The following is a 26551-nucleotide window of genomic DNA, read 5'->3' as shown; positions in this document are numbered from 1 at the left end:
AACTGAATGAAAGAAATCTATTAACTCTACATGAAAGTCCTACTCGATTTACAATATTTGAACGTCGCCACTACAGGTATCAAAACCTATATGATGGAATTGGCGGAAGCCGCATTGGCTTATCCACATCCAGAGATCGAATGGATTTTTTCCCATGATCCAAAAATCCAAAGTGCTGATCAGACCTTTAAAGGGCATCAATCCAAAATTCAGCGTCTCAATTATCACATGGATTACTTTCGCTGGAAGGAATTCCAATTACCTGATTTGGTGAAAAAGCACCAGCCGGATGTGTTGATTTGCCCGGATTTTGTCTCGCCTGTGGCAAGCCTTCCATGCCGGAGATTAACAGTGATCCATGATGCTTTCTTCTGGCAAATGCCTCAAAACTACCCAAAGTGGTGGAGAACATACTTCCTGCGGTTGATCAAAAAAGGCCTGAAAGAAAATACCGAGATCATCACCACAACGGAATACTCCCGAAAATCACTCTACAAATACTTAAAGAAAATATATCCGATGACCGTTATTTATCAAGCTCCAAAAAGGCTTGAGAATGGCCTGGATACTACTTTTTTGGAAGAGAATGGATTGGCAGACCAAAAATATTTTATGCATTTGGGCACGTTCGATAAGCGCAAAAACCTTCCCATGCTCGTTCGCGCTTTTGACAATTTCCTCAACAAAACCAAAGCTGATTTCAAATTGGTATTAGCTGGAGGTGCCGGACAAAGTGCGCAAATGAATGACCTCCCCATTGTAGAAAAGCTGGTGGAAGAGCTTGGCCTTCAGGACAAAGTTTTCCTGCCTGGATATGTAAATGATCATCAAGTGGCTGCCTTGTACAAAAATGCTTTTGCTTATGTATTCCCTTCCGAAAACGAGGGCTTTGGAATCCCAATTTTAGAGGCTATGGCAAATAGAATTCCTGTGATTCACTCTGACCAACCTGCATTGATGGAGGTAGCTGGAGGATGTGGACTTCCTTTCAAAACTGGTGATCAGCAAGATTTAATGGAAAAAATGATATTTTTGGCTTTAGATGATGACCAAATCAACTCGATGGTTGGTAAAGGTCTTGAGCAATCCAAGAAATTTTCTGCTCAGAAATTTATTGAAGGATTTCAAAATGTAATCCTTAAAAAATAGCAACCGGTTTTTCAATTGACAGTACTCTTCCTTAATAGTTCATCAGACCGATATGGCTCTTCCAGAATACTGATTGAAGTAGTAAAGGTTTATAAAAATGCTGGACTAAAACCAGTTGTGGTGTTGCCCGAACCGGGGCCATTGCAACAATATCTTGTAGAAGAAGGAGCTATAGTCCGCATTCAAAATCTTGGAATTTTGAGACGTAAATACGTGAACATTCCCGGACTACTGAATAGGCTATCTATGAATTACAAAGCCTATAGATTTTTAAGCCAACTGCACAGTGAGTTCAAATTCAACCTAGTTTACTCCAATACCCTCGCAGTGGTAGTCGGGGCACAATGGGCAAAATTGCATAACCTGCCACACATTTGGCACATACATGAAATCCTGCTTGGGCCTACACCTTTGGTAGGCCTCTTACGACGATTGTTAGATCGTACTACTCCCTCACCCATCGTAGTATCACATGCGGTGAAAAATCACTGGGACAATAAGTTAGAGGTGTCAAAACCTACAGTTATCCACAATGGAATACCCTATTCAGAGTTTCTTGAAAAACCTGGAATACGCCCTCAGGAGTTAGGAATAGCCGATGATCACCTGATTATTACCATGGTTGGTAGAATCAATCCTGGTAAAGGACAACTTTTCTTCTTAGAAATGGCCAAGAGGATAGTAAGTTCTTATCCACATTGCCACTTTCTATTAGTTGGAGATCCATATCCTGGTTATGAGAATTTGGAGGTGCAAATGAAGCATTTTATCAATGAGCATAGACTGGAAAATCATGTAACCAATCTCGGCTTTAGAGAAGATATAGGCTCCATCCTGAAGACAACAGATATTTTTGTCTTACCATCGATTTTACCGGATTCATTTCCTACGGTCATACTGGAAGCCATGGCAGCAGCCTGTCCAGTCATTGCTACGCAATCCGGAGGAGCTTCGGAAATGGTGGTGAACGGTGAAACAGGATACTTAATCCCAATTTACAATCTAGATGAAGGAGTAAATGCGTTAATTAGTTTAATTTTGGATCAAGAACTTAGAGAGAGGTTTGGGAGTGCCGGTAGAAATCGGGTATTGAAGGAGTTCAGTTTGGATAGTTTTAGAAAAAAAATTGAAAACCATTTATGGCAGCAGCTAAGAAGAAATTAAAAGTAGCCATAATGGGGGCAAAAGGATATCCCTATGTGTATGGAGGATACGACACCATGGTCAAAGAGCTTGGTGAGCGACTCGTAGCCAAGGGTGTTCATGTCCGCGTATATAATCACAAAGCCCTATTTCAAGAAAAACCAAAATTTGTAAATGGAATAGAATGCATTTACATAGGAGCAATTGAATCAAAGATAGGCACCCAACTTTCGCATACTTTTTTCTCCATGATGCATGCCTGTTTCTCAGACGTGGATGTGATTTTCGTGGTCAACAGCGCTAATGGACCTATCGGCTGGTTTTCCAGACTTTTCAGAAAAAAAACGGTGATCAACGTGGATGGTCTGGAGTGGCTCAGACCAAAATGGAAAGGCATGGGATCAAAGTATTTTTTCTGGGCATCTAAGATGGCCACGAAATACTACGATCAACTGATCAATGACTCGGATGAAATGCAGCGTGTTTACAAGGAATTATTCAATGCAGATTCCAAAGTCATCGCTTATGGGGCAAATCCACGAGCAGATGTAGCAGCTGATCCCATTGAGAAATGGGGAATTGAACCGCAGGATTATTTCCTGATCGTAGGCCGACTTATTCCGGACAACAATGCAGACCTTATAATCGATGGATTTTTAAAGTCTAACTCAAAGAGAAAGCTCGTAATAGTTGGCGACGTACCATTCAATGACGAGTATGCCAATGTCCTCAAAAACATAGAAGACGAAAGGCTATTGTTTTTGGGATACATCACTGATCAGAATGAATTAGCAGCATGGTACTCTCATTGCTACGCCTATTTTCACGGTCACGAATATGGTGGGACGAATCCAGCGATGTTGAAAGCACTTGGTTTTGGCTGCGCTATCTTAGCTTTGGATACCCCATTCAATCAGGAAATGCTCCAGAACGGTAAACATGGTTGGTACTTTCAAAAGACTAAAGAATCGGTTCAGGACATCGTGGAAGCAGCGGAAAGTAGTAAGGAAAGAATGGCATATTTCCGAAGCACCGCTCGCGAGGGGCTTGTACAAAGATACAATTGGGACTATGTGACCGATCAATATTTGGAGGTATTTCAGAATTTGTCAGGTAAAAAAGCATCAACTAACCCGCCTGAAAAACCGAAAATGGAAAAGGTGGAAAATTGATGATTCTAAGCTTTAGCTGAACTTATACGCACATATTTCCCTTTAACAATTATAACTTTTAACCCTAAAATCCTTTAGACAATGATCAGAAAAGCAACCGCCGTATGGCAAGGAACAGGTAAAGATGGCAAAGGTACTTTGACTACGCCAAGCACTGTTTTAGACAAAACTCAATACTCGTTTGGATCCAGATTTGAAAGCGGAGTAGGCACTAACCCTGAAGAGTTAATCGCTGCAGCGCACTCTGGATGCTTCGCAATGAAATTGAGTTTCAATCTGCAAGAAGCTGGCTACACCGCAACAGAATTAGATGTGACTGCAAACATCACATTTGAAGAAGGAACACTTAAAAAATCTCACTTAGTCCTAAAGGCTAAAGTGGACGGTATCGCTCAGGATAAATTCGATGAGCTAGTGAAAGACGCTGAGGAAAATTGTCCTATCTCAAGAGTATTGAAGCTAGAAATAAGTGTGGAAAGCACTTTAAATGCATAATACTATATTTTAGTATCAAGTGACTAGACATAAAAACGGCGCTTTGAATTCATTCAAGCGCCGTTTTTATTTTCGATAATGGGTCAATTTTAAATTATAAATTCTCCAATTTTAAATTTTGATCCATCTCCTTTTTCTCCAGTTTTCCTGTTGCTCTGGATTCAAGAAAGTCCATGCGATAAACCTGCTTTTTTTGTTACCCTGAGTCATTTGTATGATCCTCCGATCTGCAACACGGGCTTTTTTCAAAGCTAAAACCAATTCCTTTATGTGCTCTTCCTTAGAGACAATGGAGGTAAACCAAAAGCAATTGAATTTAAAAGTGATACTCTCACGAATCATTTTTTGAATAAATGCCAACTCGCCTCCTTCGCACCAAAGCTCGTTGTTTTTTCCTCCAAAATTCAATGTGACCTTCTTACCAACTTTTCCTTGTAGGTTTTTCACTTTTCTAGTACTACTTGCTTCTGCAGCAGCTTGGGACTCATGGAATGGAGGATTACAGGTAACTAAATCAAAAACATCATCTGATTTGATGATGCCAGAAAGTATTTCCTTTGAATTTTCCTGAAGTCTTAAGGTGATTTTTCCTCGAAACTGAGGGTTCGCATATAGGTTCTCCTGAGCTGAGTCCAACGCTACAGTATCTATTTCGGAGCCAACAAATGACCAATCGTAAATAGCATTTCCTAGCATAGGATAGATGCAGTTCGCTCCTGTCCCGATGTCCAACACTTTGGTCTGATCACCGGCTGGCAGTTTATTACCATTGCTATCAGTAAGTAAATCTGCCAAATAATGAAGGTAATCTGCTCTTCCGGGTATGGGAGGGCAAAGGTATCCACTTGGAATATCCCAGGATGAAATCTTATAAAAATGCTTTAACAAAGCTCTGTTGAGTTCCTTTACTGCATTTGGATCAGCGAAATCAATGCTGAGGTCTCCGTATTTATTTTCTGCCACGAATCTGCCCAACTCAGGCTGAGTGGCAATTAAGCTTGGAAAATCGTAACGCTCCCGGTGGGCATTGCGGGGGTGAAGGGCGGTTTTTGTAGTCTTATTCTCTTTCACATCAATTCAATCTAGCACAAAGATAACTGCCTAGGCGGAATGGTGATTTATTTATCCTAATTGCCTGACTATTACTTGAAAATACTAGTCTTAAATTAGCTCGATAGACTTTAATTCCAGGTGAAATTTCTGTTCTTTTTTATTCCCAATCAAAAATGCCAATTCCTCAATCTGCTCTTTGTCAAAGTTAGGAATTGAAAGTTTACGCCCTCGAAATGCAGGGTACATATCGGCTAGATCGATTTCTATGGTTTCCCATTCTCCGCTTGTTTCAAATTGAGAGATATAGGAATGGCGATCAGAAACAGATGCCTTTACTCGAAATTGATATGGGCTACCATCCCCTTTTAAATGGATTTTAATCGTTGTGTGGGACTGAATTTGAAAAGTTTCCCTATATCTGACAGAGGAAAACCCTCCATTATTTGCTAAGGACACAACCCCTTCAAATACACCATTGCCAGATTCATTAATATGGAAATCACCAGATGATCTCCCTCCCATTACTACATCATCCACTATTCTCCAATCTGAAGTAGGTGAGTTTTTGGTAAACTGATAGAGGACAATAAATGAAGACATAAGGGAAAATAAGATTAGAGCTTTCACATCATGTAAAAGCACAAAGGGCAGCAATTGTTTGAGAACGTCTTTTAATCGACCTCAAAAATCAACTTCATCGTAATCGAAGCAGTTTTGTTTTTGTCTGCGGTGTTAAATGTGCCACCCCAAGAATAGTCTTCCCCTGAGTTTTGACCTGTGATCTGAAAGATTCCCATATTGGCTGAGATCAGGTCTCCAAGATCCCCTTTGGAGTTTTCGGCGATTCGCTCAGCACGGATGGTTGCATCTTCGGTAGCTTTAGCAATCATTTCCAATTTCAGTGATTCCAGCTCAGTATAGTAGTAGCGTGGAGACTGGGAGTAAAAAGCAATTCCTTGGTTGAGCAGTTCTGTGATCTCTCGCGAAATCTTTTCAACTTTTTCCACTTCTGTAGATTCGATTTTCAAGGATTGACTAAGAGTATAACCTTTGAAGGTTTGTCCCAAATATCGGCCATCATTTGAATAATTTTGGTCATAGTTTGGGTTGGTATTAACCGCGTTGAAAATCAACTTCTCAGCAGGAATTCCTTTTGAAATCAAATAGTCCGAAACTAGCTTTCTGTCTTTCTCCAAATCAGCATAGGCAGATTTCAAATCAGAGCTTTCGCGGCTAAAATTACCTTCCCACACCACTAGGTCAGAGGTAAAATTACTCTCTCCCAAGCCCGTGACATTGATCGTGCCTTGAGGTCGGTTTCGGTTGATTACTGCATTTCCCAAAACAATCGAAGCAATTACGATCGCTACTGCAAATAGAATGGCTGATACATTATTTTTCATGGATTCTAAAAATTATTTATATGGCTAATAACAAATAACCCGCCAAGTGGCGGATTAAATTAAACATTTTGAAATATTAACCTTTAATAAATTCTCTGCTTAAATTCCTGATCTTTTGGATGTTCCAGATCAATCAGATATCCATTAACTACTGCATATTTTCTCACTCCATCTTTCTCCAAAAAGAAATTTGTCCCTTCCCCGGTTCTCCAGCCAGAAGAAAAGGTTTCTGTACTTTTCAACACCAAGATGGGAAGATTATGCAAATCGCCTTTAGCACCATTTTTCACTTTTACTGCCAAATACCCTTGCTTCAAAAGCTCTATAGCTTTTGCTTCATCAAGCATGCTGACGGACTCAAATTCACTTGCATAGACTTTCCCTTCTGCATAGTTCAGCCCAGAAGCATCAAATTCCTCTAATCCAAAATACACCTGCAGGTCACCTAAATCATCCACTGAAGCAGACATGTAATAGGTTTCCCCAGCTGTAATATCTCTTCTTCTGATTCCCAGATCGACTGGAAAGTATTTGCCATTTACTGGCACCTGAACTTCATTAAGTAGCAAGTCAACCAACTGCAGGTCATTATCAGGAATAGCAAAATATTCCTCAATAGTGTATTGCTCATAGCTTTTGGTGGCAATTTGCTCCAAGGCATTAAGAATAATCATAAAATTCAGCTGGCGGATATATTGCTTATCGGGATCATTCGGGTATCCTCCAGACTCGATCAAAATCGTGCTAGTTCCCCACTTGGTGATGTTGTCACCAAAAGCTCTCGGCTCAAATGCATCGTCGTATTTTCCCACGTGACCAGGCACTACTTCTTGCAAAATCTCATTCATGCCAACGATAGTTTGCATAGCTCGAGTCCTTACTGCATTCACGTCCGTGTCATAATTATATGCTGGCGCCAAAACTGAAATTGTGGCCTGTTTTGGAGTTCCAGAGGCATTATAATAGGTTTGTTGATCATGTAAATTGAAACCAAACTCAGGTTCAAAATCATCTCGCGCACCTTTCAGGATGATAGCCTCAGGAGAAATCTGAGATATTGCATCTCGATTCAAATCTATATCAATCGCATTTCTTCGTTTGAATTGTTCCGCCCCATCGGGATTAATCATAGGGATAAATTTAAGATCCAGCTGTGATTTTAGAAGAGTACGCAAATCGTCAAATTCATCTCCATTGCCTTCAAGAAAATTGAACAAATCGAACAGAGCCATCGTCGCAGTACTTTCATTTCCGTGCATTTGAGACCAAAGCATTACTTTGGTTTTTCCATCTCCCCAATCCAAGCTGGAAATACTTCTACCTTCTACTGATTCTCCCAATTTTGTGATTTCAAAAGCTCCTGAGTGCTTTTGGATGAGTGGCTGTAGATCTGCATGCTTGAATCTCCTATGCGTGATAGCAGGTTCCTTGAATTTGGAAAAGGCAGATTCCAATGTAGAGACATTGCTTGCTGAAGAAACTGGCATCTTTGCCGTTTTACAACTAAGTATTAAAACCAAAAACAGCAAAAAGAAGCTGATTGATAATTTAGAATTGACTTTCATAGTAATTTCTATTTACCTTGAATAAAATATAAATCTACCTACCATTCAAGCAAAAAACAGGTTAATTTTGCTCCAAATAGAATATTTATCGAAATGAACTTATCTTTTCAAGTAGTCGATCTTCCTCTCAAGCACACATTTACCATCGCACATCAAAGCAGGGATGTTCAAGATACCTTAATTGTAAAACTGCAAGATGGTGCATTTTTCGGTTTAGGTGAGTCAACTACAAATCCATTCTATGGCATGACTATCTCTAATATGATGGAATGCTTGGAGAGATTCAGACCTATAGTAGAAAAAGTTGAGTGGAAAACTCCCGCTGAACTTTGGGATTTAGGGAAAGAAATTTTTAAAGAGAACCCTTTTGCTCAATGTGCCTTAGATATGGCAGCTTGGGATATCTATGCCAAGAAATCTGGAAAGAAACTTTATGAACTCTTAGATCTAAATCCTGCTGGAATTCCACTTACCAACTTTACAATTGGAATCGATACGGTAGAGAAGATGGTGACAAAAATGAAGGAAGTTCACTGGCCGATCTATAAAATTAAACTAGGTACTTCTGATGATTTGGCAATTATCCGTGAACTCCGGAAGCATACAGATGCAATTTTCAGAATTGATGCGAACTGTGCTTGGACTGCAGATCAGGCTATCAATTATTCTGGTGAATTGAAAAAATTGGGCGTGGAATTTATGGAGCAACCTCTTGGCAAAGATGATCTGGAGGGAATGAAAGAGGTTTACAAGCACAGTAAATTACCAGTGATTGCAGATGAGAGCTGCATCGTAGAATCCGATGTTAAAAAATGCCATGGACTTTTTCATGGAATCAATGTGAAGCTGGTAAAAGCCGGAGGAATAACCCCGGGATTACGCATGATCCACGAGGCGAAGAAACTTGGAATGAAAACTATGGTAGGTTGCATGACTGAATCCTCGGTGGGTATCACAGCCATTGCGCACATTGCTCCGCTGCTGGATTATGTAGATATGGATGGAGCAATGCTACTATCCAAAGATCCTGCGAAAGGAGTAATCATCACGCCAGAAAAAGTCACTTTCCCTGAAGGAAATGGAATTGGAGCTGAAATGATTTTTTAAGTATCAAGTAGCTAGACGTTAGTATCAAGATAAGAGAGTTAAGATTAGATCGTCATTGAGAGGAGAAGACCCGATTGGAGAATCGGGGGTACAACGAAGCAATCTAGCAGTTAAATAATAGAGCCAAGATTCTAGATAAAAAAGGAATAGATTTCCCTACAACAAAAAGCCAGAGCGATCTTAAATCACTCTGGCTTTCTACTTTTAGTATTGTTTTCGGAAAGTCACCATTGTAAAAACATCCGACATCGGACACCCAACTTCTGGCAATCCATTATCCTTCGCTGACGATCAGCTTAAAGCCTTCTCCGTGAACGGTAATGATCTGCACTTTAGGATCATCTTTCAGAAGCTTACGGATTTTGCTTAGATACACATCCATACTTCTCGCATTGAAGTAGCTATCGTCTCCCCAGATTTGTTTCAGAGCATGACTTCTGTTTACCAGATTGTTGATTTCGGAAGCAAGTAGGCGAATAAGCTCATTTTCCTTCGAAGTCAACTTGTGACGGCCTTTTGGTCCATCTAAGAATTGCTCATCGTAATGCAGTGTGAAACCTCCGAAAGTATATATTTTCAGCGGATTGATATCTTCACTTTTGTGAGTTCGCTTCAAGATCGCATTGACACGAAGTAGTAATTCCTCCATGCTAAATGGCTTAGTGATGTAATCATCCGCGCCAATTTTAAGGCCTTCGATAATGTCATCCTTTTGGTTTTTTGCCGTGAGGAAAAGTATCGGTAAGTTTTCCTCCACTTTTTTAATCTCTTTAGCTAGGGTAAACCCATCTTTTTTCGGCATCATAATATCCAGAAGACAAAGATCAAATTTCCCCTTCTTGAATTTATTCCAACCCTCTTCACCATCACGGCAAAGCGTAGGTTCATACCCTTTCATTTCCAAATATTCCTGCAGGATATCTCCCAAATTTGGATCGTCCTCGACCACTAATAATTTTGCTTTACTCATTGTTTCTTTGGTATGTTAATGGTGAATGAGCTTCCTTTTCCAAGTTCGCTACTTACTTGAATTCCTCCTTTATGTGCCTCCAACATGGCCTTTACGTAAGAAAGCCCTAGGCCGAAACCTTTGACATCGTGAACATTTCCTGTAGGAACACGATAGAATTTATCAAAAATTTTCCTTTGCGCATCTTTATTCATCCCAATTCCTTCGTCTTTGATGGTAATGAATACCTCTTCCGTATTATCTTTTGCTACAATCGTTATAAACGGAGAGTCAGGAGAATACTTGTTTGCATTATCCAATAGATTATTGAAAATATGGGTAAGGTGAAATAAATCTCCTTGAACCATAGGTTCAGTTAGCTCATTTATAAAGGTGATCTGTCCACCCTTCTTTTCGACTTGCAGGCCAAAATGATCAACAGTAGTTTCTAAAATTTCTGCCAGATTTAGAGATTCTATTTTCAATTTGAAATCCTTCTTATCCAACGCAGCCGCCTGAAGAACGTTTTCTACCTGAGACACCAAGCGCTTATTTTCATCCTTAATTATGCCCAAATACCTTGTCCGGAATTTATCCTGACTGGAGAGTTCTGGATCTTGAAGCGCCTCCACAGCCAGGCTCACCGTGGCCAAAGGAGTCTTGAATTCATGAGTCATGTTATTAATGAAATCATTTTTCGTATCCGAGAGGGCTTTTTGACGGATAATCACTTTTATCGCATAGATAAAGCAGGAAATGATCACTACGATGAATACAATGGAGCTGGATATAGGTAGCCAAACTTCCCGAATAACATGGTTGGTTTTCTCTGGGAAATAGATGGTTAAGAAATTTTCCTTACCAAAAATATCATTTGGGAAAAGTCTTGCCTGAATACCTTGCTGTACAAGTACAAACTGCTGCTTGACAGGTCCGATAGGAAGCAATAGCCCATCATCCTTAAGCAGTCCCAGCTCAAATTCTTCTGAAATATTTCTTTCCAGGAGGTATCTTTTCAGTAGTTGCCTGACTCGTGCCGTATCTAGCCGATCTAGAATCGCTTTTTGCCCTGCAGTTACTTCTTCCCAGGCTTTATTTATGAAATCGATCTTAATATTTGTTCTATATACTTTCTCCAAAGCATCTGGGCTGATGTTGAACTCAGGTTGCATCTCCACAATCTGTTCTGTAGTAGGAACATTCGGCTTTCTAGGAGAATTTTCCCGCTGGCTTAAATACAAAAGTTGGCGTTCCTTTTCTTGAAGCAAAACTTCCATTTCATCTGGAGTAAACTGCATCTTGGAGGCTAGCTCGGGAGTCATGTAGGTAAAAAAGGACTCTAACTCTTCCAGCTGATTCATGTCCAATCCTCTTGATTCAAGGATTCTCCTGAAGGTTTGGCTTACCCGAGGAGGACTTTCCTGAAAAAAGGAATCTACTAATGAGGGTCTGGATCTTAGGGTTCTTCTGGAATTTACCGTAAGGTCAAAATCAATCGGATCGATCTTTTCAAATAGAGATCTACTCATGATTGAGTCTTGCATCATATAGCCATAAAAAGCCGCTGATGTCTCTCCTTTCTCCAACTCATCTACAGTGGAGGAAAGTGCCTGATACACATTTTGATCAAATCGCTCTCTATTAATGCGAATAGCATTCTTCACCCAATAGAATTGAAAGCCCATCAAACCAAAGCTGGCTAGGGACATCAAAACAACGATAAGGATAATATTACTCTTCGACATTGTACAAATTTAATCCTATAATCAGGCCAAGTAGAGAGCTTAACAATATTTAACCGCTTCAAATTGGGTAGAAAGAGGTTAAATTGACCTCCTTCATCTATATTTAAACTCGGAAATAAAATTTTCTTAATTACACTATAACTAATGAAAATAGGGGGCAAATGCCTCCTTTTTTTGTTATTTGGCTATCTTTGCCCGCAAATTTCAGACAATGTCAGCACCTCAACATCCTACTCAGCTTCAAGGAATAAGCATAGAATCGATTGCTAAAGAATTTGGTACGCCGGTATATATATATGATGGAGAAAAGATCGTAAGTCAAATCAAATCTCTACAGACTGCCTTTGCCTCAGTTCCTCTAAAGATTAAATATGCTACTAAAGCTTTATCCAATATAAGTATTTTGAAATTGGTGAAAAAAGCTGGAGGAGGCGTCGATGCCGTTTCTATCGAAGAAGCGAAGATTTGTATGTTGGCAGGGTTTTCTGCTTCTGAAATCATGTATACGCCTAGTGGAGTTAACTTTCGAGAGGTACAAGAAGCGGTGGAATTGGGAATAATGATCAATCTTGACAGCATTCCACTAATGGAGGAGTTTGGTGCAGTCTATGGAAATACAAAGCCAGCTTGCATTCGTATTAATCCTCATATTATGGCTGGTGGAAATGCGAAAATTTCTGTAGGCCATATTCAAAGTAAGTTTGGAATATCTATTCATCAGCTTCCCGAGATCCTAGAGGTAGTGAAGCAATACAATATCAATATCGTGGGGCTTCATATCCATACAGGATCTGATATACTTGATGCTGAGATCTTTTTGAGAGGTGGAAATGTGCTTTTTGAGGCCGCTATGAATTTTCCAAATCTCTCATTCCTGGATTTTGGGGGAGGATTTAAAGTTGCCTATAAAGATGGCGACCCATCCACCGATATGGCCGAAGTTGGCACTAAAGTATCCAAAGCATTCAATACTTTTTGCGAGAAATACGGTAGAAAACTAGAGCTTTGGTTAGAGCCTGGGAAATTCCTAGTGAGTGAATCTGGCTATCTGGTGGTAGAATCCAATGTCGTGAAAAAGACGCCTCAAATCACATTTGTAGGAGTAGATTCGGGTCTGAATCATCTCATCAGACCAATGATGTACGACGCATTTCATGATGTATATAATCTCAGCAATCCTGAGGGAGAATTGAATCCATATAATGTAGTTGGTTACATCTGTGAAACAGATACGCTGGCAAAAGATCGTATGCTTGCAAAAGTCAGCAAAGGGGATCTTTTAGTATTTAAAAATGCTGGGGCATATGGAATCAGTATGGCCTCTAATTACAATTCCAGACTTCGACCTGCTGAGGTATTGGTTTGGGGAGGAAAAGCGCAATTGATTAGAAACCGAGAATTATTTGAAGATTTGATAAGAAATCAGGTCGAAATAGACATTTAATTCCACCTATCATAATTCTCTTACCCTTTGGTATAATTATTGAACAGCGGTAGCATTAATTCGAATGCGCTACAAATTGGTAGTGCTTCAAAAACAATGCTTTGAAACTCATTTGATTGAGCCCCAATCATAAGCCCTAGGTGTTTCAAGTCGTTAATTCATAATAATATAACCCTTGCCAGTTAACAAATGCATAAATTTGTCTGGTAAAGGCGTAATTGTCTATGTTCAGGAGGATATTCGGTGTATTTATTACTATAGGGGCTATTTGTTGCATTTTGTCCGATGTAATAGCTCAAGATACCCAGTACTCTCAATTCTACGCTGCACCTTTATACTTAAATCCTGCTTTAACTGGAGCCAGTGAACTTACCCGTATAGGGGTAAACTACCGTAACCAGTGGCCAGGCTTAGACCAAAATTTCAACTCCTATTCAGCTTATATTGATCATTATATATTTGACTATAATAGTGGTATTGGATTAATATTTAACGGAAGCCAAGAAAGCTTGGCAAACCTATCCACCAATGAAATCGGTCTTTCTTACGCATATCGATTGCAATTGAGTGAAAATACATTTTTCAGAGTCGGAGGTATGGTCAGTTATATGCAACGAGATGCATTCTTCTCAGACTTGGTATTTGGATCTCAGATTGATATCATCAATGGAACGGTTGGCGGAATCACGGATGAACTCAATGGAATTCCTATCGATAGTCGATACAGTTTTCTGGATTATAGCATTGGAGGCATGTTTTATTCTAAGAGGATCTGGCTCGGAGCTTCAGCTCATCATCTTTCGGAGCCAAATACATCTTTCGTAGAAGGTCAAGTTTCAAAACTGCCTATGAAACTATCTGCGCAAGGTGGAATTAAGTTTGACCTTGGTGGAGGTAGAAGAAATTACTTCACCCATTCTTTTTCAGAGCGATCTGTATCCTTTGCTTTCAACTACAAACAACAAGACCCTTTCAATCAATTAGACATCGGAGCACAATTTTTTCTAGAGCCGCTAGTCCTTGGGATTTGGTATCGCGGAATCCCCACAAAAAATAACCTTCCTAATAATGAAGCTTTCATTGGCTTAGTCGGTGTTTCTCTCGAAAATGGGCTTGATATTGGTTACTCCTATGATGTAACCATATCAAAATTAGGTCTTAGAAATAGTGGTGGTGCGCATGAGATTTCCCTTACTTATTCATTTTTATGGGGAGATTCTAAGAGCAGAAATCTAAGAGATCGAATTATCCCTTGCTTCAAGTATTAAGCTGGATAACAACTTATTATACCTTTCAGGAAAAAAAATTTAAAATATTCACAATTTTTTTTTTAAAAGCCTCTTTTTGAGGCTTTTTCATTTTTACAATAACAAAAAAGCATCATTTCCTACTTTTTTTGACTATGGTAATTTATAAGGAAAAATAATACTTTTTTTAGATGCATTTCGTTTTAGCGACTTTTCATCAACCGCTTGCATAAAAGAATAATTCTATACTTATTTCGGAATACGCCCCATTTAAAAGAATATCATTTTGTTGTATATGATATACATAAAATAATATTCTTAAAAATGAAATGCAGTAATCTTGATTTATAAGACAATTTTAGAAAGTTGAAAAGTCACCCAGCTTCCCTCAACTACAAAGCTCTTGAAAAAGGTATATTCAACATATGGCCTGATGATACTCCCACTCCTATTGAGTGTGATGATCTGTATCCCTGCTTCAGCCCAGCTGCGTGCGGAAAAGGCAGCATTGGATAGTGATAATAATAGAATACTTGCTACAAACGGAATCTCTGTAGAGGTTTCAGGAAAGCTTGCACTTTGCTCACATAGCGAAAAAGGCAGCATTATACTAGATGTTAAAGGAGGGTTAGCTCCTTATACTTATCGTTGGAACACTCTGGAGACTACCAAAGACAGAACCAATTTATTCGCAGGTACTTATACAGTAGAAATTACAGATGCAGCCGGCACTGTACATATAGAAAGGATCGTAGTTCAGCCGCCTTACCCCCTAATTCTTAATCCGCTCGAGAAAACAGATGCTTCATGCGGCTCGGGAAATGACGGTTCGGCGAAAATAAGTGTAAAAGTAGGTAGAGGAGAACCTTACCAAATCACCTGGAGTAATGGCATGAAAGATACCTGGGAGGTAACTAATCTCGCGCCTGGTTTTTACTCTGTAACCATTGCAGACATATTCAATTGTGACGTCACCACTTCATTCGAGATCAAAGCTGCCTCAGAAGGAATGCAAGTATCTGAAGTCATTGAAAACTTAAGTTGCTCTGGCCAAAATAATGGGTCAATAAATTTGGACATCAAAGGTGGTCAGGCACCTTATACCTATAAGTGGAATACCGGATCATCCTCCCAAAATCTAAGCAATCTTGCAGCAGGTACCTACAGTGTCTTAATAAAAGACCAGACAGGTTGCTCATTTCAAGCTTCCTATTCTATCAAAGAAGCAACCTCAATTCAGCTAGAAGAAAAGCTTTTACCAGAAAGTTGTGCTGGTGCAGGGAATGGAGAAATCCAAGTGACTATTCAAGGTGGATCTGCACCCTATACTTATATATGGAGTAACGGCCAGACTTCTTCCAAGCTAAGTGGTGCAACAGCCGGAAATTATTCTCTTAAGGTTACAGATGCACTAGGCTGTACTGTAGAAAAACATTTCACACTTGGCACAGCTTCAGCACTCGAATTGGAATTAATAGAGCAAACTGATATTTCCTGTGCTGGTTCAAATTCCGGAACCATCCGATTAAAAGTGAAAGGCAATTCAGGAAACTACGCTACAAAATGGCTAGACGATCCATCTGCTGGCTTAAATAGAGAGAATTTGTCTGCTGGCACTTACCAACTTTTAGTATCAGATGAAAGTGGTTGTACCGTGAGCAAATCATTTACCATCGCGGACGCTGAGCCAATACAAGCAAGAATAGAAACTGCCCTAGATGTGGATTGTACCATTGGTACCATCACCGGAGTGGCGTGGGTATCAATACAAGGTGGAGTACAACCATACAAAATTTCTTGGAGCAATGGAGAAAATAATGCTCGAGAAATCAATTTCAACTCTTCAGGTAGTCTCAAAGTCCAAATAACAGACGCTTTAGGCTGTACTGCTCAAACGGAAGTAAGAGTAGATTTCCCTTCTCAAATTAATAAGGCTGGAAGACTTGATTTTGACTATAGAAAGTTAGAAATCAACAGCGAACCAGAAGTTCAAGTTGACGAGGAAATCATCTTCGAAAGTATCATTTCCGAAGAATTTATAGGCTGGGAATGGTCTTTTGGAGATGGAAAATCCTCTAAAGAAAAAGACCCAATTCACAAATTTGAGATTGCAGGAAATTTCGAAGTTATTCTCACTGCTTACGATATCTATGGCTGTTCCAGTACTGAGAAAAATATCATCCAAGTAAATGCCCCTCTAGAATTTATTACCATACCCAATGCTTTCACCCCCAACGGAGATGGCCTGAACGATATGTTTATCCCCAAACTCAGAGCCTTAACCGAATTCTCCATGACTATTTTCAACACATGGGGGGAGAAAATCTATTCCACCAACAGCCTTGAAACTAAAGGCTGGGATGGAACACACCAAGGTCAGGCATCACCCCCTGGCAATTACCTATATCAAATCACCTACACCTCCAAAGATGGTGAGCAATTCACCAAGACAGGAGGAGTCACCCTTATTAGATAGAATATGAAAAACGTTTATCTGCTATTTACCCTGTGCATAGTATGCTTGACAGCGAATGCTCAGGATATTCAATACTCACAGTTTTATGCTGCTCCATTGTATTTAAATCCAGCTATGACAGGTGCTTCCGAAATGACAACAATCGGTGTCAATTACAGAAACCAATGGCCTGGACTAGATCAATCATTCAATTCCTATTCAGCTTATGCTGATCATTACATCTTCGGCGCAAATAGCGGTGTGGGGCTAATTGTCAACAGGTCTGAGCAAAGTATGGCAAATCTGAGCATGACTGAAATTGGGGCTACATATTCTTATAGAATGAGATTAGGATTTAGATCATTTTTAAGAATGGGTGGACAGGTAAGCTACATGGATAGAGATGCTTACTTCGGGGATTTAGTCTTCGGAAGCCAAATCGACGATCAAACAGGAGCTGTTGGTGGAAATAGTGGAGAAAGTCTAGGTGATGGCATCAGTCATCAGTTTATGGATTACAGCTTTGGAATGGTTTTTCACAACGAAAACCTATGGTTAGGTCTTGCAGGGCATCACTTGACTCAGCCAAATATTTCATTTATGGATGGCGCCAACAGCAGACTACCACTAAAGATCTCAGCACATGGTGGAGTGAAATTTGATCTTTCCGGAGGTAGTTCTAGCGAATATTTAAATCAAAGATTTGGAACCAGAGAATTGACATTTGCCTTTAATTATAAGAATCAAGGATCCTTTTCCCAACTGGATGTGGGAGCTCAGGTGAACATTCAACCACTAGTTTTAGGTGTATGGTATAGAGGAATTCCTGTGCAGCAAGACAATTTACCAAACCATGAAGCAGTCATTGGATTGGTAGGAATTTCTCTGGGAGGAGGACTTGATGTAGGCTATAGCCATGATTTCACACTTTCTTCCCTTGGAAATGCAAACACTGGCGGTGCTCATGAGATCAGCATACGTTACAGTTTCCTTGCTACAAATAAGCGCGGAGCTGGAAGAACTTCCTCTATGCCTTGTTTCAAATATTGAGTAAAACAAAGTAGTAGGAAAAGGGCTTTTAATTGAAAGCCCTTTTTTTATGCCCAAAACATTACGATTAATACTCGGTGATCAGCTGAATTACCAGCATTCCTGGTTTGAAGAAAAAGATGCGTCTGTGACTTATCTTATGCTTGAACTAAGACAGGAGACTGACTATGTGCCGCATCATATTCAAAAAGTAGTGGCTTTTTTTCTGAGCATGAGAAACTTTGCGGAGCATCTTAAAACTCAGGGACACAAGGTCAACTATGTGCAGCTGGATCAAGAAGGCAACTCTCAGGATTTGGAGAAAATGATTAAATCGTTTGTAAAGAAAGGCAGCTTTGATCAGTTCGAATACCAGCTACCTGACGAGTACAGATTGGATAAGCAATTGAAATTAATCAGTAAGAACCTATCCATTCCATGCCGAAGTGTTGATTCAGAGCATTTTTTGACCGAAAGAGAATTTGTCGAAGACTTTTTCAAAGGCAAGAAGACTTTCTTGATGGAAAGCTTTTACCGACAAATGCGAAAAGACTTTAATGTCCTCATGGATGGAAAAGAACCTCTTCAGGGAAAATGGAATTTTGATCATTCGAATAGGTCTGCCTTGAAGGACAAACGGCTTTTGCGCAAGCCAAAACTTCATCCTAAAAAGGTAGCTGACATCCTGAAAATGCTTGAGAAGGCTAAGGTCAAAACTATTGGGCAACTAGATGAGGAATCTTTTACCTGGCCTTGTTCGCGGGAAGAAAGTCTGGAAGTCTTAAGTCATTTTTGTAAGCATCTACTAGTGCATTTTGGAGACTATCAAGATGCGTTGACTACTTGGGACCCTTTTCTATTTCACTCCAGACTAAGTTTTGCTTTAAATACCAAAATGCTTTCTCCGCTAGAAGTTGTGCAAGAGGTAGAGACATATTGGAAAGGACACCAAGATGAAATTCATATATCTCAGGTAGAAGGATTCATTCGCCAAATTCTAGGCTGGCGAGAATATATGCGTGGGATTTATTGGGCTAAAATGCCGGATTTCGCAAACATGAATTTCTTCGACAATCAGAGGAAATTACCAGAATGGTTTTGGACAGGAGAAACCAAAATGAAATGCCTAAGCCATTCAATTGGACAGTCCTTAGAATTGGCATACGCTCATCATATCCAGCGATTAATGGTCATAGGAAATTTTGCTTTGCTAGCCGGAATTCATCCAGATGAGGTAGATCAATGGTATTTGGGAGTGTATATTGATGCAATTGAATGGGTTGAAATCACCAATACAAGAGGAATGAGCCAATTTGCTGATGGAGGAATTGTAGGCACTAAACCCTACGTTTCCACGGCGAATTACATCCATAAAATGGGTAATTATTGCACTCATTGCGCCTATAGTCATACCAAAAAAGTTGGAGAAGGAGCTTGCCCTTTCAATAGTCTCTATTGGCATTTCTATGAAAGAAACAGGGAAAAATTGGAGAATAACCCAAGAATTGGAATGGCTTATCGCACGTTGGATAAATTGAAAAATAAGGAGGAATTATTGAAGCAGGCTGAAGAATATTTGAAGAGTTTGGATGCTTTATAATTTTGAAATGAAGGCAAATTTAACCTTTCAACCCCCGAAAAAAACTTCGTGTAAATACCTTCCAGGCGCAAGAGTAAATCCTCCAGCCAAAATGATGGCGCCTATATAAAGTAAGATCATTTTGCGCTGGTGAGTTTTAACTTTCCCCTTTCGGATAGCTAGATAAGCAGTAGGAACAGTCCAAAATACGAGCAAGCAGAAAAGGTGAATGTAGCCAAAGTGATTAACTAATTTAGGCCCAACTTGAGCTTCTAAAAATATAGCAATAAACGCCGTGAGCAGCATTAATATCATATAGATCTTCCCCAAAGTTCGATGAACTTTACCCCCTTTTTTACTGAGGAGTAGATAGGCTCCTATAAAAATACAAGGAACGACTGTAGCCAAATGGCTATACATCAGCATATCAATAATCACGATTTGGCTATAGGCTTTTGGGTCATTTCTACTCGGGTTTTTGGAAGGCTTTCAGGATAGTTTTTCTGGATAAATTCAATCATTTTCTCTCTAACAAATACTCTTAAATCCCAGGCCGTTGGGGAATTTTTAGCACTTACCAAAATACGGGTTTCTACTGTAAATTCTTTAGCATCAGACACCTGGAGTACTTTCACTTTTTTATCCCAAAGCGGGGTTGTTTCCAAAATTCGATCTAGTTCCTTTCTCAGCTCATCAAACGGCACGGTGTAATCGGTGTAAAGAAACACTGAACCGAGTAAATCGGCTGAAGTTCGAGTCCAGTTTTGAAAAGGATTTTCCAAGAAGTAAGTAGTCGGAAGCACCAGCCTTCTCAAATCCCAGATGCGAACTACGATGTAATTCAAATTTATTTCTTCGATCCAACCCCACTCGCCTTCCACCACTACAGCATCTTCTAGTCGAAAAGGCTGAGTAAACGCAATCTGAATACCTGCTATCAAGGTACCGATAGCTTTCTGAGCTGAAAAACCAATAATAATACCTGCAACTCCTGCAGAGGCAAAGAACCCTACACCCACTTTCCGGACAGAATCGAAAGAGACCAAAATCAAACCTATTCCAAGTAAAATGATGATGAAGTTTGCTATTTTCACCAGCATATTTATTTGAGTCAATACTTTTCTAGCTCTCAAATTATCCTCCTGAGAAATATCGTATTGCTTCAAAAACAATTTTTTGACAATCTGCATTCCTACCAATAAACACCAGGTAAATCCACAAATAATAAGAAGTGTATTGATATGAGGTAGGTAGGCAAATGCACCTTCCCAATCTTTGGACTCCGTACCAAAATAAAACTTTGAAAATGCCAAAGTAAGGGTAACCAAAAATGGAAATATTAATCTGTAATAGTACTTCATAAACTCAATTTGAAAAAGGGTGGAACTAAGTTGGACTGAAAAATCCAGTCACTGAAAAAGGCATTTTGGGTGAGTTCAGCTTAGAAATTAGGGAATTGAGATTAAAAAGCCAAAAATGGCTACTCTAGTACTAATCACAAGGAACAGGAGTAAGTGCTATTTGATGACTGTAATCTAAAGAATCCATGTTTACATAAACTGGGATTCCATCCACAGTTTTTATCTCTCCGTAGCCTTCTTTCCAGCCTTCTTCAGTATTCTTAAAGACAACTTGGCGGTTTGAAGTGACTCCTTCTGACATAAAAGTATATTCAGCAATAATCAAATCGTCACGGATTTCTCCTTCGATAGTCCCAGTATTTTTATCTTTTTCAAAGAGCGAATAGTCTAAAGTACCCGTGATTTTCATACCGTCTACATGAGTAGTAAGTAGTACAGTATCTTTGTCCCCATAGTATCGAAAGCATTCTGTGTTGATTTCTTCAACATGCTCTTCATCTGGGGAAAATGCTACCTCAACTGGGGTATCTTCCTTAGGACCTTTGCACGCTGACATTACTAAAGCAGCGAAAAATAGTGTGGATAAAGCTTTCATAGCTATTTTTCAGTTGGTTAGAGTGTAATAAAAACAAAAAGACCGCCAAATTTGACGGTCTTACTATAATCGATTGGGTGCAGATATCAATCACCGATCCACTCAGCCACAAAAAGGTTGGTGTCTCTGGTACCTCCATTATTTCTGTTACTAGAGAATACTAAATATTTGCCGTCGTTTGAGAATACTGGAAATGCATCAAAAGTACCGTCATGGGTAATTCTAGTCAGCCCTGTTCCATCCAGATTAATCATGAAAAGATTAAACGGATAACCTCTTTCGGTTTGGTGATTTGAAGCGAAAATGATTTTCTCGCCAGATGGATGGAAGAAAGGTGCCCAGTTGGCTTTGCCGAGATCTGTGATTTTTTTCACGTCAGTTCCATCGGCATTTGCTACATATAATTCCATGCTGGTAGGCATTACCAAACCTTCCTCGAGTAAATCTTTGTATTCCTTTACATCTTCATCAGAAGTTGGGCGGGATGCTCTCCAGATGATTTTGCTTCCGTCAGGCGAGAAAAATGCTCCTCCATCATATCCTAAATCGGAAGTGATTTGCTTCACATCTGTACCATCGATATTCATAGTGTAAAGCTCCAAATCTCCTGTTCTCAAAGAAGTGAACACAATTTTATCACCTTTTGGAGAAACCGTCGCCTCGGCATCATACCCAGGTTCATTCGTCAGCTGGGAAATAATATTTCCTTCCAGATCAGAAGTGAAAATATCAAAGGAATCATAAATCGGCCAAACATATTTTCCATCAGTTCTGCGCTCAGGAACTGGAGGACAATTATCACCACCAAGGTGCGTAGAGGCATAAACTATACTTTTATTGTCTGGAAGAAAATAGGAACATGTCGTTCTTCCTAATCCAGTACTGAGTCGTTTTGGCTGAGAATTCTGCAGATCATCGGTTTTCCAATTTGTATAGAAAACTTGGTCACATTCAGCTCCCCACTCACTATAGTCGGATTGAAAAACCAACATTGAATCATCAAAAGACCAATATGCTTCTGCATTGTTTCCTCCGAAAGTCAATTGTTTGATATTTTTCAAATACTTCATTTCTTCTGGTGTCAACAATAAAGAATCGGATGCCGAATGAACTTCAGTTTCTATTTCTGTTTGAACATCATTTTTGGGGCTGCAGGCAAAAGAAAGTAGCAGGAGGGCAACAAGGATTTGTCTCATTTTTGAATTGATTTTTTAGTATTGCTGCACAAAGTTACCATTTATTATCTTTGCCAAAAGATGATAAAAAGCATGAAATTTCTACCTAAACATACACTTGCAGCAGTTGCAGTAACATTATTTACTTGGAGTTGTGATACTGCTCCGACGGATGAAAGCCTAAAAGCTGGATTAAAGGAAGATGTGACCTATCTAGCTGCAGATGATCTTGGAGGTCGAGCCATTGGTACAGAAGGCGAGAAGAAAGCTGCCGAGTATCTGGCTGCCGAATTCAAAGAAATCGGGCTTGAGCCAAAGGGAACTGAGGAGTACTTCCAGGCATTTACCGTATCAAAGCCATCAAATCCTCATGAGGAAGCAGTAATCGGTACAGATGGCGAAGGAGTAAAGGGCAGAAACGTAATTGGTTTTATTGACAACAAGTCTGAAAATACGATAGTAATCGGAGCGCATTTTGATCACTTGGGAATGGGCGGACAAGGTTCCCTTCATCGTGGTGATTCGGCTATCCACAATGGAGCCGATGACAATGCCAGTGGTACGGCCGCTTTGGTAGCTCTGGCTAGAATTCTGAAGCATGAAGAACATAAAAGTAACTTCCTGTTCATAGCATTTTCGGGAGAGGAAAATGGTCTTTGGGGTTCAAATTACTTCGTGAAAAATCCTACAATAGATCTCAAAAATGTGAATTACATGATCAACATGGATATGGTTGGTCGATTAAATGCTGAAAAGACGCTGGCAATTAATGGAGTTGGAACCAGTCCAAGCTTCGTTCCTGCATTGGATGTGGCGAATGCTGATAGTCTTAAATTAGTAACTTCAGAATCTGGAGTGGGTCCTTCCGATCACACTTCCTTTTATTTACAGGATTTGCCAGTACTTCACTTTTTCACCGGCCAGCATGAAGACTATCACAAGCCTTCGGATGATGCCGAATTGATCAATTATGATGGCTTATTACTTGTTGTGAAATTCATTGATCGTTTAGTAGATCAACTGGATGCCGAACCAAAGCTTGCCTTCACCAAAACAAAAGATAGCAATGGCGATTCTCCACGATTTACAGTTTCCTTGGGTGTAGTGCCAGATTACCTTTATGATGGAAAAGGAATGCGAATCGACGGGGTATCTGAGGATAAACCAGCACAGGCAGCAGGTCTTTTGAAAGGCGATGTTGTCCTGCAAATGGGCGACTCTACAATTGTGGATATGATGAGTTACATGCGTGCTCTGAGTGCTTTCCAAAAAGGAGACGAAGTACTTCTAGGCTATGAGCGAGATGGGGAGAAAAAGGAAGTGAAAGTGGTTTTTTAAGAGCCAAGAAGCTTGAATTTAGAACGAAGAGTGTAAAAAATAAACTCCGAGATCTCATGAATCCCGGGGTTTTGTTTTACCTTTTACCATTAAGGTAAAATAAGGGTTTTCATATTTTACTTTCCTTCTCCATATTCAAAGGCTTGCAGATACTCTTTTATTCAAGGGTTTAATCAATTGGATTTGCTTCTACTCCCTCAAAGGTCATTTTGACTGGCTTGATTGTTCCGTCTTCGTTGAATTCCAATACATCTATTGCAGTCACTCGGTGATCTCTTCCTTCATTTGGAATTGGACGTCGATGATAGACCATATACCAATCATCAGTTCCTGGCTTTTGAATGACCGAATTATGGCCAGCTCCAGTTGCAATCGTCGTGTCTGATTCTAAGATTGTATCAATTCGATTCCATGGTCCAGTAATCTTGTCCGCCATAGCATACGCGACTTTATAGCTGTCATTTGTCCAGCCTCCTTCAGACCACATGAAGTAATATTTTCCTTCTCTGATAAACACGAATGGACCTTCTACGTATCCCTCTGGGGTTATTTCATGGAAAAGCTCACCGTCTACCCAAGGTTCAAATCCTGTGAAGTCAGCATTTAGCTTACCAATATTGCAATGACTCCAACCTCCATAAAGCATATAATAAGTCCCGTCGGTGTCCTTGAATACAAATTGGTCGATTGGCTGTGCATCATTGTAAAACTCCGAAAGCAAAGGCTTGCCAATATGGTCTTTGAAAGGTCCTCCAGGTGAGTCAGCTACCGCGACCCCTAATCCTCCAAAATGATTGATGTCATTATTCGGATCCCAGCCATCACGACTTGGGCGCTGGATGTCATTTGCCGAAAAGAAGAGATAATATTTCCCGTCTTTCTCGATTGCTGCCGGTGCCCACATGGCTTGTCTAGCCCATTTGATCGCTGCAGTGTCCAGAATATTTTCATGCTTTTCCCAAGTCACTAAGTCTTTGGAAGAAAATGCATCAAAGTGCAGTTGGTCAGTGTAACCAGCTGAGTAGGTTGGGTAAACCCAATATTCATCCCCAAAAACAATTCCTTCAGGATCGGCATACCAACCTTCGACAATTGGATTTCCCGAAAGTTTTGGAGCTTCTGTTTCTTCCACTTCTTTTGGAGACGAGCAAGCAAATGCTAATACAAGGCTTCCTGATAATAAAGAATAGCTAAGGTTCATAAGTGAGGTTCAAGTCGAATGAATGGGAAATTTAAGAAGAGTGAATGAAATGAAGATACGTCTGGTGGAAAAGTGAGGATTTATGGAGTTTTTCTTTTCGTGAGCCGAATAAATACATTATTCGGCTCAAAATACTAGATATTATGAGCCGAATAAGTTGTATATTCGGCTTATGAGTTATAATTGGGAACAGTCAGATTGGCCAACATTCACTTACACGGAAGGTAAGGCTGGGAAAATACTGCTTGATTTTCTCATGAAATCTGGGCAAATGTCTGGCTTACTCACTGGTTTGGCAGAAGGAAATCAGACTGAACTGCTAATTGAAATGATGGTGATGGAAGCTATCAAGACTTCCGAGATCGAAGGTGAGTTTCTCAGCCGACCAGACGTAATGTCTTCTATCAAAAAGAATCTTGGGATACACGAGGAGCAGCCCTTACTTGTAAAGGATCAGCGGGCAAAAGGCATTGCCAAGCTGATGATCAAGGTACGTTCGGAATTTGCTCAAGAATTGACAGAAGAGATGCTTTTCGAATGGCATGAGCTGCTCATGGAAGGCAATCGTTATGTACGAGCTGGCCAATGGCGGGCGGATTCTTCGCCCATGCAGGTGGTTTCTGGAGCTATTGGAAAAGAAATTGTGCATTTCGAAGCGCCTCCGTCAGCACTGGTTCCTTCGGAGATGGCAGCTTTTATCTCTTGGTTTAACAAAACTTCTCCAAACAAGGCTGAGCCTATAAATAATCCCCTGATACGATCTGCTATTACGCATTTATACTTTGAGTCTATTCATCCCTTCGAGGATGGCAATGGACGAATTGGCCGCGCTTTGGCAGAAAAAGCCTTGCATCAAGGATTAGGACATGCCACATTGATCAGTCTTTCCAGTGTCATAGAAGAGAAGAAGAATGAGTATTACAAGGCATTGAAAAGTGGACAAAGCTCCAATGAAATCTCTGATTGGTTGGATTTTTTTGCTGAAACTGTCTTTCATGCACAGCTGAGTGCCGAGCAATTGGTCAATTTCACCCTTCAAAAAGTCAAATTTTTTGATCGATTTAAGGCGTTATTAAATGATCGCCAGATCAAAGCTGTCAATCGAATGCTGGCTGAAGGACCAGCGGGGTTTGAAGGAGGAATGACTGCTAAGAAATACATCGCTATTACGAAAACTTCCAAAGCGACTGCCACACGGGATTTACAGGCTTTGGTGGAATTAGGCGTCTTTTTGCCGCAAGGTGGGGGAAGAAGTGTGAGTTATGAGTTGGTGCTTTAGCTATCGAAAGATTGGAAAATTTGAAGATTGGAAAATTGACCCCGTTGCTTCATTTATTGAAAGCTGG

The 26551-nt window shown here is 40.0% G+C and carries 23 protein-coding genes; 12 read left to right on the top strand and 11 right to left on the bottom strand.

The window, feature by feature from the left end:
- The first annotated feature begins 30 nt into the window (after positions 1-30).
- The 4 genes from QOL76_RS05765 to QOL76_RS05750 all read left to right on the top strand — a co-directional run bounded on the left by QOL76_RS05765 (position 31) and on the right by QOL76_RS05750 (position 3959).
- On the top strand, positions 31-1149 hold the full coding sequence (locus tag QOL76_RS05765) for a glycosyltransferase family 4 protein (RefSeq protein WP_283412080.1): 1119 nt from the start codon (positions 31-33) through the stop codon (positions 1147-1149).
- Positions 1150-1164: 15 nt separating this feature from the next.
- Complete coding sequence (locus QOL76_RS05760; RefSeq protein WP_283412079.1) at positions 1165-2313, top strand: glycosyltransferase family 4 protein; 1149 nt, start codon at positions 1165-1167, stop codon at positions 2311-2313.
- Entirely contained in the window at positions 2289-3464 is a 1176-nt protein-coding gene (locus QOL76_RS05755) for a DUF1972 domain-containing protein (RefSeq protein WP_283412078.1), read from the top strand. The genes QOL76_RS05760 and QOL76_RS05755 overlap by 25 nt, the downstream gene beginning before the upstream one ends.
- 81 nt (positions 3465-3545) lie before the next feature.
- Complete coding sequence (locus QOL76_RS05750) at positions 3546-3959, top strand: OsmC family protein (protein WP_283412077.1); 414 nt, start codon at positions 3546-3548, stop codon at positions 3957-3959.
- A 111-nt stretch (positions 3960-4070) separates the two neighbouring features.
- On the opposite strand, the gene rlmF is transcribed toward QOL76_RS05750, so the two are convergent.
- From rlmF to QOL76_RS05730, 4 genes are all read right to left on the bottom strand, one after another.
- Entirely contained in the window at positions 4071-5030 is a 960-nt protein-coding gene (gene rlmF / locus QOL76_RS05745) for a 23S rRNA (adenine(1618)-N(6))-methyltransferase RlmF (protein WP_283412076.1), read from the bottom strand.
- Positions 5031-5120: 90 nt separating this feature from the next.
- A complete protein-coding gene (locus QOL76_RS05740; RefSeq protein WP_283412075.1) occupies positions 5121-5612 on the bottom strand; it encodes a CIA30 family protein in 492 nt (163 codons plus the stop codon).
- A 71-nt stretch (positions 5613-5683) separates the two neighbouring features.
- The gene (locus QOL76_RS05735; protein ID WP_283412074.1) at positions 5684-6415 is read right to left on the bottom strand and encodes an SIMPL domain-containing protein; all 732 of its coding nucleotides are present in this window, start codon (positions 6413-6415) and stop codon (positions 5684-5686) included.
- Between the two features lie 83 nt (positions 6416-6498).
- The gene (locus QOL76_RS05730) at positions 6499-7902 is read right to left on the bottom strand and encodes a M14 family zinc carboxypeptidase (protein ID WP_283412073.1); all 1404 of its coding nucleotides are present in this window, start codon (positions 7900-7902) and stop codon (positions 6499-6501) included.
- 171 nt (positions 7903-8073) lie between these two features.
- On the opposite strand from QOL76_RS05730, the gene QOL76_RS05725 reads away from it, so the two are divergent.
- Entirely contained in the window at positions 8074-9087 is a 1014-nt protein-coding gene (locus QOL76_RS05725; RefSeq protein ID WP_283412072.1) for a dipeptide epimerase, read from the top strand.
- A gap of 274 nt (positions 9088-9361) precedes the next feature.
- Here QOL76_RS05725 and QOL76_RS05720 read toward each other — a convergent pair whose 3' ends face one another.
- Both QOL76_RS05720 and QOL76_RS05715 read right to left on the bottom strand, forming a co-directional pair.
- Positions 9362-10057 carry a response regulator transcription factor gene (locus QOL76_RS05720; protein WP_283412071.1) on the bottom strand — a complete coding sequence of 232 codons (696 nt, stop codon included), beginning with the start codon at positions 10055-10057 and terminating at the stop codon, positions 9362-9364.
- Entirely contained in the window at positions 10054-11781 is a 1728-nt protein-coding gene (locus tag QOL76_RS05715; protein WP_283412070.1) for a sensor histidine kinase, read from the bottom strand. The genes QOL76_RS05720 and QOL76_RS05715 overlap by 4 nt, the downstream gene beginning before the upstream one ends.
- A gap of 211 nt (positions 11782-11992) precedes the next feature.
- Between QOL76_RS05715 and lysA the strand changes: the two genes are divergently transcribed.
- The 5 genes from lysA (at position 11993) to QOL76_RS05690 (ending at position 19556) form a co-directional block, all read left to right on the top strand.
- On the top strand, positions 11993-13225 hold the full coding sequence (lysA, locus tag QOL76_RS05710; protein WP_283412069.1) for a diaminopimelate decarboxylase: 1233 nt from the start codon (positions 11993-11995) through the stop codon (positions 13223-13225).
- A gap of 224 nt (positions 13226-13449) precedes the next feature.
- Positions 13450-14493, top strand: coding sequence for a PorP/SprF family type IX secretion system membrane protein (locus tag QOL76_RS05705; RefSeq protein ID WP_283412068.1), 1044 nt, complete (start codon positions 13450-13452; stop codon positions 14491-14493).
- Positions 14494-14905: 412 nt separating this feature from the next.
- Positions 14906-16948 carry a T9SS type B sorting domain-containing protein gene (locus tag QOL76_RS05700; protein WP_283412067.1) on the top strand — a complete coding sequence of 681 codons (2043 nt, stop codon included), beginning with the start codon at positions 14906-14908 and terminating at the stop codon, positions 16946-16948.
- A 3-nt stretch (positions 16949-16951) separates the two neighbouring features.
- The gene (locus QOL76_RS05695; RefSeq protein ID WP_283412066.1) at positions 16952-17977 is read left to right on the top strand and encodes a PorP/SprF family type IX secretion system membrane protein; all 1026 of its coding nucleotides are present in this window, start codon (positions 16952-16954) and stop codon (positions 17975-17977) included.
- 49 nt (positions 17978-18026) lie between these two features.
- The gene (locus QOL76_RS05690; protein WP_283412065.1) at positions 18027-19556 is read left to right on the top strand and encodes a cryptochrome/photolyase family protein; all 1530 of its coding nucleotides are present in this window, start codon (positions 18027-18029) and stop codon (positions 19554-19556) included.
- Between the two features lie 27 nt (positions 19557-19583).
- On the opposite strand, the gene QOL76_RS05685 is transcribed toward QOL76_RS05690, so the two are convergent.
- The 4 genes from QOL76_RS05685 to QOL76_RS05670 all read right to left on the bottom strand — a co-directional run bounded on the left by QOL76_RS05685 (position 19584) and on the right by QOL76_RS05670 (position 22687).
- Positions 19584-19973 (bottom strand): DUF2306 domain-containing protein, encoded by a 390-nt coding sequence (locus tag QOL76_RS05685; RefSeq protein ID WP_283412064.1) that lies wholly within the window; start codon positions 19971-19973, stop codon positions 19584-19586.
- Positions 19970-20896 (bottom strand): mechanosensitive ion channel family protein, encoded by a 927-nt coding sequence (locus tag QOL76_RS05680; RefSeq protein ID WP_283412063.1) that lies wholly within the window; start codon positions 20894-20896, stop codon positions 19970-19972. The genes QOL76_RS05685 and QOL76_RS05680 overlap by 4 nt, the downstream gene beginning before the upstream one ends.
- Before the next feature lie 130 nt (positions 20897-21026).
- Entirely contained in the window at positions 21027-21491 is a 465-nt protein-coding gene (locus tag QOL76_RS05675) for a hypothetical protein (RefSeq protein ID WP_283412062.1), read from the bottom strand.
- An 86-nt stretch (positions 21492-21577) separates the two neighbouring features.
- A complete protein-coding gene (locus QOL76_RS05670) occupies positions 21578-22687 on the bottom strand; it encodes a TolB family protein (protein WP_283412061.1) in 1110 nt (369 codons plus the stop codon).
- Between the two features lie 72 nt (positions 22688-22759).
- On the opposite strand from QOL76_RS05670, the gene QOL76_RS05665 reads away from it, so the two are divergent.
- The gene (locus QOL76_RS05665) at positions 22760-24004 is read left to right on the top strand and encodes a M20/M25/M40 family metallo-hydrolase (protein WP_283412060.1); all 1245 of its coding nucleotides are present in this window, start codon (positions 22760-22762) and stop codon (positions 24002-24004) included.
- 169 nt (positions 24005-24173) lie between these two features.
- Here the strand turns inward: QOL76_RS05665 and QOL76_RS05660 are convergent, their stop codons facing one another.
- Positions 24174-25205, bottom strand: coding sequence for a glycoside hydrolase family 43 protein (locus QOL76_RS05660; protein ID WP_283412059.1), 1032 nt, complete (start codon positions 25203-25205; stop codon positions 24174-24176).
- 172 nt (positions 25206-25377) lie between these two features.
- Between QOL76_RS05660 and QOL76_RS05655 the strand changes: the two genes are divergently transcribed.
- The gene (locus QOL76_RS05655) at positions 25378-26484 is read left to right on the top strand and encodes a Fic family protein (RefSeq protein ID WP_283412058.1); all 1107 of its coding nucleotides are present in this window, start codon (positions 25378-25380) and stop codon (positions 26482-26484) included.
- Positions 26485-26551: the final 67 nt, after the last annotated feature.

It is taken from the genome of Algoriphagus winogradskyi (genome assembly GCF_900182815.1).
Taxonomy (GTDB): Bacteria; Bacteroidota; Bacteroidia; order Cytophagales; family Cyclobacteriaceae; genus Algoriphagus; species Algoriphagus winogradskyi.
The sequence above is the reverse complement of the archived record's forward strand: the minus strand, read 5'-3'. Positions and strand labels throughout refer to the sequence as shown.